This window comes from Luedemannella flava, assembly GCF_039528515.1.
Classification (GTDB): Bacteria; Actinomycetota; Actinomycetes; order Mycobacteriales; family Micromonosporaceae; genus Luedemannella; species Luedemannella flava.
Genome location: NZ_BAAALT010000261.1, coordinates 17,382 through 33,565, shown reverse-complemented (window position 1 = coordinate 33,565; position 16,184 = coordinate 17,382). Strand labels below are relative to the sequence as shown.

The window sequence follows — 16,184 nt, the reverse complement described above, 5'->3', positions numbered from 1 at the left end:
GACCACTGACCAGCCCGAACTTCGGACTCAATCATCTAGTAATGCTTTGTCATGATTTTTAGCCGGCTCGGGGGTTTCGTTGGGGGAACTGGGTTGTGCAGGTGGGGCAGTAGCCGGTGAGGCGTACGAGTAGGTGCTGGATGCGTCGGAGTACGCCGTAGAGGGTCAGGCCGACGCGAGGGGATTTGGGTCGAGTCGTTGCAGGGTGCAGAAGGCGTGGGCGGCGCAGACGAGGGTGACGTGGTGGTGCCAGCCTTGCCAGGTGCGTCCTTCGTAGTGGTCGAGGCCGAGGCCGGTCTTGAGTTCGCGGTAGTCGTGCTCGATGCGCCAGCGTAGCTTCGCCCACCTCACGAGCGTCCTGTATGGAGTGTTGGCGGGCAGGTCCGACAGCCAGTACTTCGTCGGTTCCGGCGAACCGGGTGGCCATTCGGCGATCAGCCATGCCTCGGGCAGGTCCTGGCCGGCGTGGGCTGCGAGGACAGCTCCTTCTCTGTGGGTGATCCGTGTGGGACATGCGGCTACGGTGTTGCACCACCGCAGCCGCAACCTCGGCACTCAATAGACATGCCTACATAGAGAGATGCGCTGAGGCCCCTCGGCTACTGCACGGGCTGCAGCCCTTCCGCAGTGACGCGGGTAACACCGCCTGCGCGGTGCGTCGCTAGAGGGCAACCAGCCAACGCTCATGGGACCACCGCACCGTTGGGGCAGCGGGCGGCGGCGGAGGCTAAGAACGCCGCCGCGACCGCCAAGTCGTCCGGCGGTCAGCCCAGCGTGGTGACAGGCGACGCCGGTCAGGCGAACGGTTTTCGCGAGCGGTAGTAGGTGTAGGCAGCATGGTGCAGCGGGGACAGGGTCTGTGTAGATAGCTGTCTGCAGGCTCAGCTGTCCAGCCACTGGCACCGCGCTGGCAATCGAGGGCGCGACTTCAAACAACGCTGTGATCACCGCAAGGACGGTGGCTGCGGCTGCGTCGAACCCCGAACCCGCGGATCACGAGTGCCACATTTCGTATAGAGAGTCACTATCGGGCTAGTTCGGCTGAGTCCGGATGTCCGGCGGGCGAGTCCGGCAGCGAACCTACTGGTCCGGGCGCTGGGACAGGCCGTGTGAGTGGATGGGCCGAGCTCCGGTCCGGGACGGTGTCCGTCGGTCCGGACGGGTGGCTGACGTCCGAGGAACCACTGAGCAACCAATGTTCGCCGTGGGATAGAGCTGATGCCGTGCCGGCACCGCGTTCATCTGTGGGCATCCGTCTGTCCGAACGGCTGGCTTACGCCCGATCAACCTGCGAGCAACCTGTCGGGTAGCCGGGCCCAAATATTGACCAACAGGTGGTCCCCGACGACCTGCCTGAAGCGACGTGGGTGCCGAGGGCGACGGGGTCTACGCGACGTCGGGTCGGCGGGACTGGTAGAGGTCGGCGAGGAACTCGTGCAGTTCGTCGTCTGACTCGAAGGTCCCAGGTGACGACAGCTCATCGACGGAGGCGATGGGGCGAACGCCCTGGCGTCGAGCGAGCTCTTCCATGGAGGCTTGGTCGTCCGATTGCCCGCTCCGTCGCTGTCGAGCGTTGCTCCACGCCATGGTTCACCTCCAGCGTCCGTTGAACTATCCGAGCTGCGGATCATGAAAATTGGCGACCAGTGCGGCCGCGGGCGTTGGTTAGGCGACCTTGAGTTGTTCGTCGCCGAAGTCGGCGATGAGTTTGAGGGTGCCGCCAAGGGCGGTGATGTAGCGGCTCAGTACTTCCTGGGTGGAGACGTCGCCGGCTTCGATCTGGGAGACCCGGGCGACGCTGACGCCCATACGGGTGGCGACTTGGTCCTGCGTCATCTCGCGGCGCTTGCGCAGTTCGGCCAGTCGCCAGCCGCGTGCCTGGTCGAGCATCTGGCCGAGGGAGGCGTCGAAGGCGTCCTGGCCGCCGGCGGTGTCGACGGCGCGCTGCAGGTGGTCGGTGTCGCGCCACCGCTTAACGCTGCTCATCGCTGATCTCCTTCTCGCGTTCCTTCAGGTACGTCGCATACAGCTGTTCCGCCTCCGGGATGGCCTCGCGGTACCAGCGGTTCCACTGGCCAGACTTGTCTCCCGCGATGAGCAGGATCGCAGAGCGCCACGGGTCGAAGCAGAACAGGATCCTGATCTCGGTCCGGGCGGCGGACGGAGGTCGTAGCTCTTTCATGTTGGTGATCTGGGATGCGGTGATGGTGTCGACCAAAGGTCGGCCTTCGGCGGGGCCATTGCGCTCGAGAACCAGGATGGCCTGGTTGACCAAGCGGTGCGTGTCCCGGTCGGTTCGGTACAGGTCGTCGAGGAACTCTTCGACCTGTACGGTCATCAAGATTTCCCACTCCACCGTGACGCCTCCCGTGTGGTTAAGAATATTCTAAACGTCCGGCTGGCCTGCGACAACGGCCGTGTCACCGGACCAGTTACGAAGAAGGTCAGTCGACCAGCGACGGCCGCGCGCCAGCAGCGGACCTGACCGACCGAGGGCGGATCCGAGATGCGACAGGTGAACGGTAGGGTTCGTACGTGATGCGGCACGTCCGGAGTGTGGCCAGGTGACTCGATCGAGACACGCGGCACGGGTACCGTCGGCCGTCCGTGAGATCTTCGACGAGACCGTCGCCCGTACCGACGCGTTCTGCCTGCGGCATCTGGACGAGGAGTACGCCGACCTCTGTGCCACGCTGGCCGCGAAGTTGGCGCGCAAGCGGCCGTCGCCGCTTGTTCGCGGCGACCGCGGTATCTGGGCTGCGGGCATCGTCTACACCATCGGTCGGGTCAACTTTCTCGCGGACCCGAACAGCAAACCTTACCTGCGTACGGAGGACCTGGCGCGGCTGCTGGAGGTCAAGCAGACCACGATGACGAACAAGGGTCGCGTCATCATGGACACCCTCGACATCGGGTTGATGGATCCGGCGTTCAGCCGGCGCGACATGATCGACCGTAATCCGATGGTGTGGCTCCTGCAGATCGACGGGCTGCTCGTTGATGCGCGGCACCTGCCTGAGGCGATCCAAGTTGAGCTTCACCGGCGAGGTCTGATTCCATATGTGCCGGCTCAGCGGGCCGACGGCGTGGACCAAACTTGACCTGTTCGCAGGTCAGCCGTTGTACAAGTGCATCCAGTTCGGGCATGCGACTTCGTACAGGGCCGCCGGTAGCGGCGCCCGGTGCTTCTTGAGCAGCGCGAAGACGGAGTACGCGTAGTTCTGGATCTCGCTGGCGTAGCCGAGCAGGCTGTCACCGCCATGTTCGCCGTCGCAGGCGTGTAGGCCGGCGAGCACGCCAGCCGCCGTCTGGTGCGCGGACGCGGTCATGCCCAGTGCCAACCGACGGGTGATGTCGTCCAGGTACGGGGCCAACGTCTCCTCGACGATCTCGCTCGCGGCGTCGCATTCGTGGGTGTACCCGCGACCGGGGTGGTAACCCACCCGGGCGCCGAGCGCCTTGAGCGGCAACAACCGCAGGGCGTGTTCGACCTCGTCACCGATCGACTCCCACGCGGCGTTGTCGAGGATGCGCGTGGCGAGCGCTTCAGCCTCGACCACCAGGTCCGGATGTGCTTTGAGTAGGGCATTGAGCACCACGCTGGCCTCGTGTGGGTGCAGCGACCGCAGGGTCTTTGATGGTCGCTGTCGAGTCATTGGCTGGCCCGCAGTTCTGCGACGCTGACGGGAAGGCCGTTGCGTTCAAGTCGGTCCAGGACATCGTCAATGCTGCCCGGGGGTTTTCGCCATGAGTCCGCGATTTGCTGGACGGCGGCGTAGACGACGGCATGGCTGAGGCTGATCTGGTCACGGACGAAGTCGTCGGGCGATTTCGCCTCGACGTCCCATGGCTGGAGGGCGGCAGAGGGGATGTCACGTAGGTTCGAGGTGACGATCACCTGGGCCCTGGCTTTGATGGCGGCGGCCAGCACATGTCGGTCGTCGGGGTCGGGGAGCTTGAGCGAGTCGATGAGCGGCTCGTACTCGGTGATCTTCCAGTCGCGGACGGCCGTTCCCATCAGGGTGCAGGTGCGGTCCAGTTTTGCCGGGTCGAGGTCGGGCCGGTCTCGGGTGAGCGCTGCGAACATCTCGTCGAGGATTTCTTCTGTCCATCTCGCCTGGATGAGCCCGGTCTGGGCCAAGCGAATGAGTAGATCTCGGAGTGTGTTGGGGTAGAGAACGCTGGCGTCGTGGATCACAACGAACGGCATCGGTCAGTCCAGGTCCAGATCCTGGGCCAAAACGGCAAGTTCGTCTGCGGCGGCGCGTCGACGAGCGTCGTCATGGTGCTTGTAGTTCAGGAGGGATCCGGCTAGCACCCGTCGATGCGTGCCGACCCGGCGGTAATCGATCTCGCCGGCGTCAAGCAGACCGATGAGGTAGGGCCGCGACACGTTGAGCAGGTCGGCAGCCTGTTGGGTGGTCAGTTCGGCATGTGCGGGGACGACCGAGACCCCGTGTCCGTTCGCCATGTGCGCGAGGATCCGTGACAGCAACTCGACCGCCGCCCGTGGAACGACAAGTTGGTCGCCGTCGTCGTCAGCCAACCGGACCGTGGCAGGGCCGTCGGGGTGTGTCCGCAAATAGGCTTGGACCTGTCCCAATGCCTGTGCGGCTGTCGCCGCGGCCGCAGGATCTGGGACGACGGTGCTGACAGCAACTGCCATCACAACCCCTCCAATCGAAATAACCGAAGCAAGCGTAACAATCGCAATGGTTGTTGTCCACGTTTCGGGTAATTGGCGCCTCCGCTGTTGTCCCTGGTTGAGGTGGCTCGGCGGCCGCAGCACCTGATCCGTGTCATGCGACGATGCGCCGGTGGGCTTGGCGGATGGGGCCGCGGCGAGTGAAGTCGACCGGTTGCGGCGGGAGCTGGATCGGTTGCGGGCGGAGAACGTCCGCCTGACCCGGCTGCTGGATCTTCAGGGTCGTGACACCGCGCCGGCCCACGAACAGCTCGCTGTGCCGGCACCCAGGTTGGTGACCATGGCGTCGCCGGTGCAGGACAAATTGGCCCTCTACGTCGATCGGTTCCGATCGCGTACGGATGTTCACGCGGTTCGGTGGGAGAACGTTCGGACGGGGCAGGCGGGGTGGATGCCTGCGGTGGCTGGCGGGTGGCGCAAGGGTATGGATCGCCGGGGCGCGCAGCATCTGCCGTTGTCGGACCGGGTGGTCGGCGCGCATCTGGTTGGCGATGCGTTTATCGGGTTGTACCCGCTGTTGAAGGACAACACGTGCCACTTCGTGGCCGCAGACTTCGACGGCCCAGCGGCGGTGCTCGATGCGCTGGCCTACGTCAAGGCGGCACGGGCGAACGGCGTACCGGCGGCGCTGGAGTTGTCGCAGTCAGGGCGCGGCGCGCACGTCTGGGTGTTCTTCACCGAGAAGATCCCCGCGTCGACCGCCCGGGCGGTCGGTACCGTGCTGGTGCATGAGGCGATGGTGCTGCGCGGTTCGATGGATCTGCGCTCGTACGACCGGCTGTTTCCCAATCAGGACGTGTTGCCTGAGGGCGGGTTCGGCAACCTGATCGCCGCCCCGCTGCAGGGCCGGCGGCGCCGTGACGGGCTGACCGTGTTCCTGGACCTGGCGACCCTGGAACCGTACGAGGACCAGTGGTCGTTCCTGTCCACCGTCGACCGGCTCAGCCCTGGGGATGCGCAACGGGTCGCCCGGCAGGCGAAGCGGACGCTGGTCGGAAGCGATGTCGCGAGCATGAGCCGGTCGGAGGCGACCAAGGTCCATCCACCGCTACCGGTAGTGGTGCACGCCGAGTTGGGCGCCGGGTTGAGGGTGGGGCTGTCGCAGCTGCCGCCGGCGGCGTTGGCCACGTTCAAACACGCCGCGTCGATGGCCAACCCGAAGTTCTACGAACTGCAGCGCCTGCGCAAGTCAACCTGGGACACCCCACGGTTCGTCCGCGGCTACGACCTCACCCTCGACGACCACCTCGTCCTACCTCGCGGGCTACGGCACACCGTCACGGGCATCGTCGAACGGGCCGGATCACGGCTGGCCGTCACCGACGTCCGCAACCCGGGCGCGGAGATCGACGTCGCGTTCACGGCTGAACTCAAGCCGGACCAGGCCGACGCCGTCAGCGCGATGCTCGCCCACGACGACGGCGTCCTGGTCGCGCCTCCCGGATCCGGCAAGACCGTCATGGCCTGCGCGATCATCGCCGAGCGCGGCACCTCCACGCTCGTCCTGGTCGACCGCAAGGCCCTCGCCGAGCAGTGGCGTAGCCAGGTCGCAACGCTCCTGGGCATCAAGGCCGGCCAGGTGGGCGGCGGCCGGCGCAAGCTCACCGGCGTCGTGGACATCGCCATGCTGCCCACATTGGCGCGACACGAGGACGTTGCCGAGCTCACCCGTGGCTACGGGCACATCGTCATCGACGAGTGCCATCATCTCGCGGCTGCCGCGTATGACCACTCCGTCAAACGCATCGGAGCCCATTTCTGGCTCGGACTCACCGCCACTCCTGCCCGCCGCGATGGACTCGGCGACCTGGTCACCTGGCAACTCGGACCCGTCCGCCACACCTTCGACCAAGACCAACCAGGCACGCTCATGGACACGTTCATGGAGCAGACCGGACCCCGCCGCATCCTGCACGTCCACGAAACCAACTTCCGCTACGAAGCACTCGATATGGCCGCTCCAGACGCGCTTGCCCAGGTCCATCGGGCCCTCGTCGCCGACCCTGACCGCAACGCCCAGATCGTCGCCGACATCACCGCGGCCCTGTCCGCAGGACGCAACTGCCTCGTCCTCACCCGCCGCGTCGCCCACATCGACGCCCTGGTCGACATGCTGGCCGACCGCGGCCACCGGCCGTTGGTGCTGCAGGGTGGCATGACCACCGCTACCCGGCGCGCCGCCGTCGATCGCCTCGCGGATGCCAAAGCCGGCGACGGTGTACTCGTTATCGGCACCACACCGTTCATCGGCGAAGGGTTCGACGCACCAGCCCTCGACACCCTGTTCCTGGCCGCCCCGATCTCCTTCGACGGGCTGCTCATCCAATGCGCCGGACGCGTCGTGCGCACGGCACCTGGCAAGGACACCGCTGAAGTCCACGACTATCACGACTGCGCGGTACCGCTCCTGGCCAGCTCACTTCAACGACGCATGCCCGGCTACCGCGCCCTCGGATTCGCCAAGACCTGAAAGCCGTAAGGCTCAGCCTCTGGTCGTTTTACGTAGCAGATCATCTATCTCTCTGCACCCTGCAACCCGACTGCGGCGACCGTTGTACTCACTGTCGTCGACAAGTCACCGTGGGTCATGGTGCGCTGTGGAGCACGTACAACTAGTGGAAAGAAGTGTCGAAATCCCGTTAGTTCGGCAGGCTCACGGTGTCGGCGCCATCAATGGACGGAAGCCGATGTGGCGCGCCGCAAGCCCAAGGCGAGGTGCGGAGCGCCAAAGTCAAACGGCACAAAATGCCGAAACCTCGTAAACGTCAAGGGTGAAAGGTGCAGGCACCACTATGGAATTCTGGACGGCTCAGTCACGCGCCACATACCGCGACCGCGGAAGAAGTCCAGTGCGCACAATTCTGGTCGGGTGTCATCGTCACCTCGTGTCCCAACCGCACAGCGCAACGACTTGCTGCAACAGGCGGCCTCATACTGTATAGACGCAACAACCATTGGTGCCCTAGCCGCTCTTGAGGAACGCGCCAACGACTACATTTCGGACAAGACTTGGGAGGCGGTCAGGTGTTCCTGGAACACCCGTAACTGCGAGGCGTTGGCTAAGCTTTCGCTAGCCATTCTTGAGGGCAAGAAGCGGTTACATCTCGGCGTAGGCAAGCTGACCGGCTTCCTGCTCGGACTGTTCGGGCCGCCGCGATTTGCTGTATTGCTTACTGAGGAGATCGCTTCGCGCGTCCCGCTGCCCTTCATTGACGACAACGCTATCATCGCCGCCCGAGGAATCCAGGTTACCGGCGTGGTCATGTGCCTCCTTCAGGGCCGAGACCTTATTGACTGCGCCTGCTTCGCCGACGTCGTCATGGCTGAAGGTAAAGAACGAATGAAGGCCCTTTTGGTTGCAGCTGAACACGACTGGTCCGGTCTCCGGAACCTCCCGTTTCAACGCACGGCCGCAGACGGCCGCACGGTATGACGGCGGTGCCAGGGTGTGTCGGGTCCGGATGGATGGCCGACGTCCGAGGAGCCATCGAACTACCGGCGGTCGACCTGGGTTTGCACTGGCCATCGTGGTCGGTGCGGCCGGTACGCTCGGGTTGTGCGTTCGGCGGCGGATCTTCGGCAGCGGTGGCTGGACGGCCTTCCGCTCATGCTCACCAGGGCTGGGATGTACGCCCCAGATGGGCGTGGGTTCGAGATGCAGGCCCGTCGGCTCCTGGCCGATCTGTGCTACCTGGATGAGCGGGAGCGCGACCTGGAGCAGGTCAACGAGCACATCAGGGGGTACGGCAAGCTGGGGGTGATCGGGCCGTTCGTCGCGCTGTTCAGCAAGGACCGCGACTACCGTGCTGAGGTGGCGTCCGTGTACGCCGAGCAGTTCCACCGTCTGGGCTACCTGCGCTTGGAGCGCCTACTGGACGCTGAGGCGTGGGAGCAGCTCACGTTCACCTTGCGTGAACGGTTCGACGGCCGCGACGTCCGACGCAGTGAAGTCGAGGCGGCTTTCGGGCCGCCGAGCCTTCTCGTGGACAAGCGGATCCTGTGCTACGTGCCGACGGATGGGCCCGGCTGGGTGTTCGTCGACTGCTACACCGAACATTTCACCCGGTACGTTCCGGACTCCGGCAACTACGAGTGGCTACGAGACGACGATCCGCTCGTCCGCGCGGTACGCCACCCCGCGGCAGACTTCGAAGCCGGTCTCATCCTTACACGCTTCGGCAAAGTCCTGCGGTGGGGGCCCGGCTGGTGGCTGCATGACCTTTCCGGGTTGAGCGAGGAGCAGCAGGCCATCGCCGCCCAGTTACGCGGCATCGAGGCTAACGACCCGTCGCAGGCGCTCAAGCCACCTCGGGGCCATCCCCGACGAGAACCCGGCACCTGAATCGCCTGACACTGTGCTGAGCGGATCAGGGCTTGCCTTGCCTCACCCCGACGTGGTGACGTTCGTCGGCGCGGGCGATGCGGCACGTTCAGCGTGCGCCACTCTGTTCGGCGACGGGCTGAGGCGGTTACCAGCACGTCGATCATCTTTGGTCTCCGTCTATCCGAACTGCTGGTTCATACCCGATAGACCTGCGCTCGTTGAAGAAGTAGACGATCAACGAGGAGGACCCATGTCGGACAGTGGTGTGATCTTCAAACGGTGCTGTTGCCGCCACCCCGGCAGCAACCGATTGATGGAGTCGGCCTGCCCGCGGCTGGGCGAGCGTGGTCACGGCAGTTGGTACTACCACTGCACTGTTGTCACGCTCTCGGGCCAACGTGAACGGGTCCGTCGCGGTGGTCACGCCACCCGCAAGGACGCCGAAGCCGCCCGCGACGCGCTACTGGCCCGATCGGCGGAGGAACGCACCACCGAGCTGTGGACGGTGGACCGGTGGTTGCGGTACTGGCTGACCACCCGCACCAGCATCCGCCCGAGCACCCTGCGCTCCTACACCGACCACGTCGAACGCCACCTCATCCCTCACCTGGGACGGATCCGACTGGGTGAACTCACCGGCCGGCACATCACAGCCATGTTCACCACTCTGGCCAGCACCGACGGCCGCTACGGCCGCCCACCCACCCCGTCCACGCTGCACCGCATCCGCGCCACCCTGCGCTCCGCGCTCAACGCCGCGATCCGCAACGGGCTCATCCGCGACAACCCGGCCCGATTCATCGAACTACCGTCCCCGTGCCGGCCGCAGGCGCAGGTGTGGACTGAACACCGGGTGGACGAGTGGCGCCGTACCGGCCAGCGATACTCGGTCGCGGTGTGGACCACCGCGCAGGTAGCCGACTTCCTACGGTTCGTCGACGTCGACCGGCTCTACGCGATGTGGTGGCTCATCGCCCTCCGCGGTCTGCGCCGCGGCGAGGCGGCCGGGCTGCGTTGGGTCGACGTCGACCTCCACGCCGGCGTCGTCATGATCTCCCAACAACGGATCACCTACGGCCACGTCACCACCGAGGGGCCGCCGAAGACCGCGGCGAGCCGCAGGACGATCGCGCTGGACAAGACCACCATGCGCCTGCTGAGCGAACACCGCCGCAGGCAGATCGCCGAAAGCCACAACGCCGGCGATCGGTGGGTCGAGTCCGGCTACGTGTTCACCAACCTGCTGGGCGTGCCGTTGAACCCGGACTACCTGACGCGTCGGTTCCGCACCCTGGTCACCAAGTCCGGCCTACCACCGGTCCGGTTGCACGACCTGCGCCACGGCGCCGCGACGCTCGCCCACGCCGCCGGTGCGGACCTGAAGACGGTTCAGGAGCAGCTCGGGCATACCAGCATTGTGCTGACCGCCGACACCTACACCAGCGTCCTCATGCAGATGCACTTCAAGATCGCGGAAGCTACCGCGCGCCTCGTCCTGACCGCCGCCGCACGTAACCCCGGCCATCGACACCGCGCCAAGCTCGGAAATGGCACACCAGGGTCCGGAGTCAAACAACAGCAGACTGGGCCGGAACCCAAGCGCCCCAACGGAAAGCGTCGCAACAAGGGAGCGAAGAAGCGTGGCACACGTCGCACACACGCGTGACACACAAAGATCAAGGCCGCATAGCTCGATGGCTATACGGCCTGCTCAGATGTGGTGCGCCGCCAGGGACTCGAACCCCGAACCCGCGGATTAAGAGTCCGCTGCTCTGCCAGTTGAGCTAGCGGCGCTCGTCGGCAACGGCGAAACCTTAGCACGCGCCTGGGTTGGATCTCCAATCAGTATGAGACTGGTCTCATAAACGCGACAAAAGCTCACAAAAAATCGGACAGAGATGAGCGACACGGGCGTCCCTCCCGCACCCGTCCGACCAATAGAATGATCGTCATGATTCGTAGTGTGATCATGGTTGACCTCAAGCCCGGCACGACGGACGAGCAGGTGGCCGCCTTCCATGACGCGCTCGTCGCGATCCCGTTCGAGCGACGCAGCGCGTTCACGTTCGGACGCGACCTGGACCTCGTCGACAACACAGTGGACATCGTCATGATCTCGGACTTCGACGACGAGCAGGCCTACCGTGACTGGGCGGTCGACGAGGGACACCGACGGGTCAGCGCGCAGTATCTGAAGCCGATCGCCGAGCGCATCACCCGCGGCCAGATCGTCGTCTGACGCTACCCGGATCGCTAGACTGGCCAGGTGGACACCGTGCGAGTGAAGCACGTCACACCTGGCGCGATGACGGCCGGCGAGCGGGAGCAGTTCGCCGCGCTGGTGGATGAGGTGGCCGACGATTTCGTGCCGCCGTTGACCGACCGTCGCGGGACGACCGAGACGCAGTTGAACGGTCCGACCGGATCGCAGCCCACCAACTACCTCGACGCGCTGCTGACCCAGCACAACCTGCTGGTGTTCGAAGGTGACCGGCTGACCGCCTTCCTGTCCTACCGACTCGGGCACCACATCGCGGAGCTGCCGGAGGTCGGCGCGTGCACGTACGTGAGCACGATCGCGGTGGCCAGGGACCGCCGCCGCGCCGGGCACGCCCGCCTGCTGTACGGGCAACTGATGCCGCTGGCGTCCTCGTGGATCGTGCTGCGCACCTGGTCAACCAACACGTCACATATCCGGTTGCTGCAGGCCCTAGGATTCAAGGAGCTCTACACCTTGGAGGACCACCGGGGCGCCGGGCTCGACACGGTCTACTTCGGGCTCGATCAGTCCAGCGGCACGGTGGCCTCCTCGCCACGGTCATCGGCGACCACCTGCCACTAGCCGCCACGTGATGCCGGAGGTCCGTTGGCCGGTCAGCCTCCCGCCGGGGTGCGGCACGCGGACACCGACGTGCCATCCCCCGACCGCCGATCCGCGGTCCAGGTGTACGTCCCCTTCAAGTACGACATCGGCGGGGCGGTCATCGACACCGAGGGTGCCCGCGAGGCCCTGATCCGCCTCTGCGGGAGCCTCGAGGAGGATCAGGCCTTCACCCGCAGCTGGAACCTGTCGTACCTGGTGCGCCACGCCGTGGTGCTCCGGGCCGTGATCGGCTCCGGCACCGTGCACCTGGGCGGGTCGGACTGGCGGTTCCAGCGGACCCTGCGGTTGTACCCCTGGCTGGGCGTCGTCTCGGTCGACTACCTCTTCGAGACCTCCGACGCCGAGGTGCGGCTCGCCGACTTCTACGACGACCTCGTCCATTGGAAGAACACCGACTACCTGCCGTACCTGACGTTGTGCGGGGCGATGACGGCCGAGCTCGCCGCCCACACCGCCGTGTCGGCGGGGCCACCGGCGGACCTGCACGGCGGTCTGGTCCGGGAGCTGCGTGCGGCGCTGGGACCGTTCGTCGAGCAGCGGCCGGCGACCTACGCGTTCCACGACTTCCGTACCTGCTTCGTGGACCTCCGCGCGGGCCTGGACCGGCCGACGGTCCACAGCCTGTTGTTGCTCACGCGGTCGAAGCCCACGTCGTACCCCGATATACCGGGCAGCCTGACCGCCGGTGGGGTCGAGATCCAGAGCAGCGGCTGGGCGACCGTGCTGCGCACCGACCCGACGGCAACCGCGCGGGAGCTCGCCGACGTCATCTCGATGTTCAGCCTGATCCACGCGCAGTGGTTCGTGTGCCAACTGTGGATCAATGTTTACGACCAGGACTTCCGCCGCACGCCGTACGGGCGCGGCGTGGCGAGCGCGCACGAGCTGTCCTCGTCCCAGCTGGCCCTCGCGCAGGACCTCACCGAGGTCGGCAACATGGACCTGATGCTGAAGGATCCCGCGCTGCTGCGGGTGGCCCGGTACTTCGAGCGGACGCTCGGCGTGCGGGACCACCGTCGGGCGGCGGAGCAGCGTCTGCGCCTGCTCGAGGAGTACTCCCGGGGTCAGGCCGACTACCGGCAGGCCCAGGCCACCACGCGGCTGCAGGTGCTGTTCGCCCTGTCCGCGGCGGGCAGCATCGCGGCGCTCGTGCCCGCGCTGGTCGAGATCAACCTGGCCCGCGCCGCGACCACGTTCACGATCGCGGCGGTGATCCTGCTGTGGCTCGGGTTCGCCCTGAACTACGGCGGCTTCATCGCCGGGCTGCGCTGGCGGCTGCGGCAGCGCGTGTCACGCCGGCGCCGCGCCCGTCTGCGGCGGATCCCGCAGAGCCGCGGGCCGCGCGGCTGAGGTGTCCGGCCTGCGGGCCAGCGCGTACAGGCGGTGCTCGAAAACCGGGTCGGTGGACCGTCCGGCGCGGCTGATGAACGCCGCGCGGAACTCGGCCCGGCGCTCGGCGGGCACCTGGCGCGTGTACGGCAGCAGGCCCGCGTGGCTGAAGGCCGCGAAGAGCTCGGGGGTACGTGCCAGCCAGGTCCGCGCGGACCCGACCGACACGGCCACGAACCCGACGGCCGTCAGCAGCTCGGCCAGCTCCGCCGCGGTCGGGTAGTGCGCCGGGTATGCCCACCCCGCCAGGCACCCGCCGAGGCCCAGGTCGCGGAGCACCTCCTCGGCACAGTCCCACAGCTGCCGGTAGCAGCCGGCCGCGCCCTGCTGGACCGCCATCGTTCCCCCGTCCACCAGCGCGGCGAACACCCGACGGTAGGCGCGTTCCGGCGGCACCATCCAGTGCATGGCGCTGTTGGAGAAGACGACGTCGAACCGCTGGCCGGGCTGGTACTCCAGCAGATCCGCGACCTCGAAGGACCCGCCGACCGTCGCGCGGGCGTGTGTGATCATCTCCGGGGAGATGTCGATGCCGTGCACCCGTACTCCCGGGAACCTCGCGGCCAGCCCGGCGGTGATCCTGCCGTCCCCGCAGCCCACGTCCAGCACTGACTGTCCCGCGGTGAGCTGGAGCCGCCCGATGAGGCGCGCCGACTGTCGGCGCTGGTGCTCGTTGTGGTGGGCGTATCCCCGCGCATCGGCGAACACTGCCTACGTCTGGCCCAGCGCCGCGCGTCGCTCCGGCCATTCGGCCGCCACGATAGAGAACATGGCCGAGTCGCGCAGCTGCCCGTCCTCGCCGGGCGCCCAGGACCGCGACCACTGCCGCCGCGGGTCCCGGTACGAGGTCGCCCCCACCGCGAGCCCGGTGGAACGGGCGACCTGGGCGAACGGCGCCATGGCCCCGGCGGCGGCCCGGCCGAGCTGCGCGTCGATATAGGAGTCCATGTCATGCGACCGCGGCACCCAGGTGAGACCGAACGTCCCCCGGTCCTCCTCCGCGGCGACGGCCAGGGCCGGCGCGTGCGGAAAGGAGAGCGGCTCCAGCCGCACGAGCCGGCCCTCCAGCACCGGCGCCACCAGTGTGAAGGCCATCAGAAGTCGGCCACGGCCGGGATGATGTCGCGACCGATGATCTCCAGTGGTGTGATCGTCTCCGCGCCCTGCACCTGGCCGATGGCCAGGTCGATGCCGAGCTTGCCGAGGCGCTCCAGGTCGGCGACGACCGTGCCGGCCCGTTCGCCGGCCGCGCCCAGATCGAAGCGGTAGTACACCGTTTTCTGGATCTCGTCGTAGTCGCGGCCGACCGCCTCGCAGTGCCCCCGCAGCACCTCGAGCTTGCGCTCCAGGTCGGGCGCGTTGAACAAATTGCACGCGTCGGCGTACTGGGCGACGAGGCGCAGCGTCCTCTTCTCCCCGCCGCCACCGACCATGATCGGGGGATAGGGCCGGGTGAGCGGCAAGGGCCGGTTCAACGGCCGGCCGAGTTGATAATGCCTGCCGACAAAGGGCGTCTCGTCGCCCAGGCACATCTGCTGGTAGATCCGCAGCGTCTCCTCCAGGCGCTCGAAGCGCTCGGTGACCGGCGGGAACGGGATGCCCAGGCCGCGCGACTCCTCCTCGTTCCAGGCGGCGCCGATGCCGAGCCAGGCGCGCCCGCCGGAGAGCACATCGAGGGTGCTGACCGTCTTGGCCAGAATCCCGGGATGGCGGTAGATCGCCCCGGTGACCAGCACCAGCAGGCGCGCCCGCGAGGTCACCCCGGCCAGGTAGCCCAGCGTCGTGTAGGCCTCCAGCATGTCGTTCTCGGGCGGCCCGACCACGGAGATCTGGAAGAAGTGGTCCATCACGGCGATCGTGTCGAAGCCCGCCTCGTCGGCGGCGCGGGCGATGCGGGCCAGGTCCGCGCCGAGCGTGGCGGGCCCTCCCGGGTACGTGAAGTCCGGGATCTGTACGCCAATCCTCATGGTTTCGACCCTACGTCCGATATCACGCAAGGCTGAGCATCGTCGCCGCCGTCAGCCGTCCGCCGACCGGCTGCCGCAGCACCGCGCCGCTGTGGTGCAGCTCCGTCACGGCCCGCGTCACGTCGTCGGCCCGGTAGATCGTCCCGGTCAGCGCCCACGCCCGCAGCTGCGCGAGCGTCCGCGCGCCGCCGCCGAGGTGTCCGCACACCGCCCGCCGCAGCGGCCCGAGCGCCGGCCGTAACGAGATGTCGAGCAGCGTCCCCTCGGCGTCGCCGGGGTCCCTGTACCTGATCCCCGCGTACTCGTCCAGCGCCCACAGCTCGTCCTTGAACACCGCCAGCGCGCGCTCGTCGCCGGCCGCGAAGCTCACCGTCTCGGCGGACGCGTCCCGCGCCACCAGCTCGACCGCCGCCCGCCACGGCCACGCGTCGAGCGCCACCGCCGGCCCGCGCACGAGAACCTCCAGGCCGCGACGCCCGGCCAACGTGCCGAGCGTCGCGGCCGTGGGTGGTTCCTCCCCATGGTGGTCCAGGTAGGCGAACACGCTCGCCGATTCCATGAGTACGGGCGACGGGCCCGCCGTGACCGTCAGACGCACGACGCCCGGGGCGATACCGGACTCGGCCGCGACCGCGCCCCGCACCCGCTCCGCGGTCGCCTCGTCGGGGCAGGCGACGTCGAGCGCCAGCGTCCGCCCGCGCGCCCGGTCGGCGAACTCGGCGAACACCCGCGCGGCCGCGAGCGCCGCCCCGGCCGCGTCGTACGCGCTGGCGCTGACCTGGGTGTAGGCGACGGAGCGAGGGCTGTGCAGGACGCGCGCGGTCCAGGCGTCGAGGTAGCGCACGAGCAGTTCGTGCACCACGTCGGCGTGCGCCATACCTTCGTTCTACTCCGCCGGGCCGCGCCGCGCTGTCG

The 16,184-nt window shown here is 67.3% G+C and carries 18 protein-coding genes, 1 tRNA gene and 1 pseudogene; 8 read left to right on the top strand and 12 right to left on the bottom strand.

Annotated features, from left to right (window positions below; all coding sequences use genetic code 11):
• Positions 1-165: 165 nt before the first annotated feature.
• From ABD211_RS29450 to ABD211_RS29435, 4 genes and pseudogenes are all read right to left on the bottom strand, one after another.
• Positions 166-453, bottom strand: a pseudogene (locus tag ABD211_RS29450) (transposase); the annotation flags it as partial.
• 933 nt (positions 454-1,386) lie between these two features.
• The gene (locus ABD211_RS29445) at positions 1,387-1,530 is read right to left on the bottom strand and encodes a hypothetical protein (protein ID WP_344138871.1); all 144 of its coding nucleotides are present in this window, start codon (positions 1,528-1,530) and stop codon (positions 1,387-1,389) included.
• A gap of 135 nt (positions 1,531-1,665) precedes the next feature.
• Entirely contained in the window at positions 1,666-1,986 is a 321-nt protein-coding gene (locus ABD211_RS29440) for a helix-turn-helix domain-containing protein (RefSeq protein ID WP_344138869.1), read from the bottom strand.
• The gene (locus ABD211_RS29435; protein ID WP_344138875.1) at positions 1,973-2,338 is read right to left on the bottom strand and encodes a type II toxin-antitoxin system RelE/ParE family toxin; all 366 of its coding nucleotides are present in this window, start codon (positions 2,336-2,338) and stop codon (positions 1,973-1,975) included. Before ABD211_RS29435 ends, ABD211_RS29440 begins: the two co-directional genes overlap by 14 nt.
• A gap of 226 nt (positions 2,339-2,564) precedes the next feature.
• On the opposite strand from ABD211_RS29435, the gene ABD211_RS29430 reads away from it, so the two are divergent.
• Positions 2,565-3,101: a DUF6398 domain-containing protein gene (locus ABD211_RS29430; protein ID WP_344138867.1), complete on the top strand. Its 537-nt coding sequence runs from the start codon at positions 2,565-2,567 to the stop codon at positions 3,099-3,101.
• Positions 3,102-3,113: 12 nt separating this feature from the next.
• Here ABD211_RS29430 and ABD211_RS29425 read toward each other — a convergent pair whose 3' ends face one another.
• The 3 genes from ABD211_RS29425 to ABD211_RS29415 all read right to left on the bottom strand — a co-directional run bounded on the left by ABD211_RS29425 (position 3,114) and on the right by ABD211_RS29415 (position 4,666).
• The gene (locus tag ABD211_RS29425) at positions 3,114-3,560 is read right to left on the bottom strand and encodes a hypothetical protein (protein ID WP_344138865.1); all 447 of its coding nucleotides are present in this window, start codon (positions 3,558-3,560) and stop codon (positions 3,114-3,116) included.
• 92 nt (positions 3,561-3,652) lie between these two features.
• Positions 3,653-4,210 (bottom strand): VapC50 family PIN domain-containing toxin, encoded by a 558-nt coding sequence (locus tag ABD211_RS29420; RefSeq protein ID WP_344138863.1) that lies wholly within the window; start codon positions 4,208-4,210, stop codon positions 3,653-3,655.
• 3 nt (positions 4,211-4,213) lie between these two features.
• Positions 4,214-4,666, bottom strand: a complete 453-nt coding sequence (locus ABD211_RS29415) for a helix-turn-helix domain-containing protein (protein ID WP_344138861.1) — start codon at positions 4,664-4,666, stop codon at positions 4,214-4,216.
• A 151-nt stretch (positions 4,667-4,817) separates the two neighbouring features.
• On the opposite strand from ABD211_RS29415, the gene ABD211_RS29410 reads away from it, so the two are divergent.
• The 4 genes from ABD211_RS29410 to ABD211_RS29395 all read left to right on the top strand — a co-directional run bounded on the left by ABD211_RS29410 (position 4,818) and on the right by ABD211_RS29395 (position 10,695).
• Positions 4,818-7,175, top strand: a complete 2,358-nt coding sequence (locus ABD211_RS29410) for a TOTE conflict system archaeo-eukaryotic primase domain-containing protein (RefSeq protein ID WP_344138859.1) — start codon at positions 4,818-4,820, stop codon at positions 7,173-7,175.
• A 441-nt stretch (positions 7,176-7,616) separates the two neighbouring features.
• Positions 7,617-8,138, top strand: coding sequence for a hypothetical protein (locus ABD211_RS29405; protein WP_344138857.1), 522 nt, complete (start codon positions 7,617-7,619; stop codon positions 8,136-8,138).
• 123 nt (positions 8,139-8,261) lie between these two features.
• Positions 8,262-9,047, top strand: a complete 786-nt coding sequence (locus tag ABD211_RS29400) for a hypothetical protein (protein ID WP_344138855.1) — start codon at positions 8,262-8,264, stop codon at positions 9,045-9,047.
• Between the two features lie 232 nt (positions 9,048-9,279).
• Positions 9,280-10,695: a tyrosine-type recombinase/integrase gene (locus ABD211_RS29395; RefSeq protein WP_344138853.1), complete on the top strand. Its 1,416-nt coding sequence runs from the start codon at positions 9,280-9,282 to the stop codon at positions 10,693-10,695.
• Positions 10,696-10,747: 52 nt separating this feature from the next.
• On the opposite strand, the gene ABD211_RS29390 is transcribed toward ABD211_RS29395, so the two are convergent.
• Positions 10,748-10,823 (bottom strand) — tRNA-Lys (locus ABD211_RS29390).
• Between the two features lie 157 nt (positions 10,824-10,980).
• Between ABD211_RS29390 and ABD211_RS29385 the strand changes: the two genes are divergently transcribed.
• The 3 genes from ABD211_RS29385 to ABD211_RS29375 all read left to right on the top strand — a co-directional run bounded on the left by ABD211_RS29385 (position 10,981) and on the right by ABD211_RS29375 (position 13,263).
• Positions 10,981-11,268, top strand: coding sequence for a Dabb family protein (locus ABD211_RS29385; RefSeq protein WP_344138851.1), 288 nt, complete (start codon positions 10,981-10,983; stop codon positions 11,266-11,268).
• A gap of 27 nt (positions 11,269-11,295) precedes the next feature.
• Positions 11,296-11,871: a GNAT family N-acetyltransferase gene (locus ABD211_RS29380; RefSeq protein WP_344138849.1), complete on the top strand. Its 576-nt coding sequence runs from the start codon at positions 11,296-11,298 to the stop codon at positions 11,869-11,871.
• A 69-nt stretch (positions 11,872-11,940) separates the two neighbouring features.
• Entirely contained in the window at positions 11,941-13,263 is a 1,323-nt protein-coding gene (locus ABD211_RS29375; protein WP_344138847.1) for a hypothetical protein, read from the top strand.
• Here the strand turns inward: ABD211_RS29375 and ABD211_RS29370 are convergent.
• Genes ABD211_RS29370 through ABD211_RS29355 form a run of 4 tightly spaced genes read right to left on the bottom strand, consistent with a single transcriptional unit; the run spans position 13,204 to position 16,146 of the window.
• Positions 13,204-14,010: a class I SAM-dependent methyltransferase gene (locus ABD211_RS29370; RefSeq protein WP_344138845.1), complete on the bottom strand. Its 807-nt coding sequence runs from the start codon at positions 14,008-14,010 to the stop codon at positions 13,204-13,206. The genes ABD211_RS29375 and ABD211_RS29370 overlap by 60 nt on opposite strands.
• Positions 14,011-14,013: 3 nt before the next feature.
• Positions 14,014-14,397 (bottom strand): hypothetical protein, encoded by a 384-nt coding sequence (locus ABD211_RS29365; RefSeq protein WP_344138843.1) that lies wholly within the window; start codon positions 14,395-14,397, stop codon positions 14,014-14,016.
• Complete coding sequence (locus ABD211_RS29360; RefSeq protein WP_344138841.1) at positions 14,397-15,269, bottom strand: LLM class F420-dependent oxidoreductase; 873 nt, start codon at positions 15,267-15,269, stop codon at positions 14,397-14,399. The genes ABD211_RS29365 and ABD211_RS29360 overlap by 1 nt, the downstream gene beginning before the upstream one ends.
• 22 nt (positions 15,270-15,291) lie before the next feature.
• Positions 15,292-16,146: a hypothetical protein gene (locus ABD211_RS29355; protein WP_344138839.1), complete on the bottom strand. Its 855-nt coding sequence runs from the start codon at positions 16,144-16,146 to the stop codon at positions 15,292-15,294.
• Between the last annotated feature and the right edge of the window lie 38 nt (positions 16,147-16,184).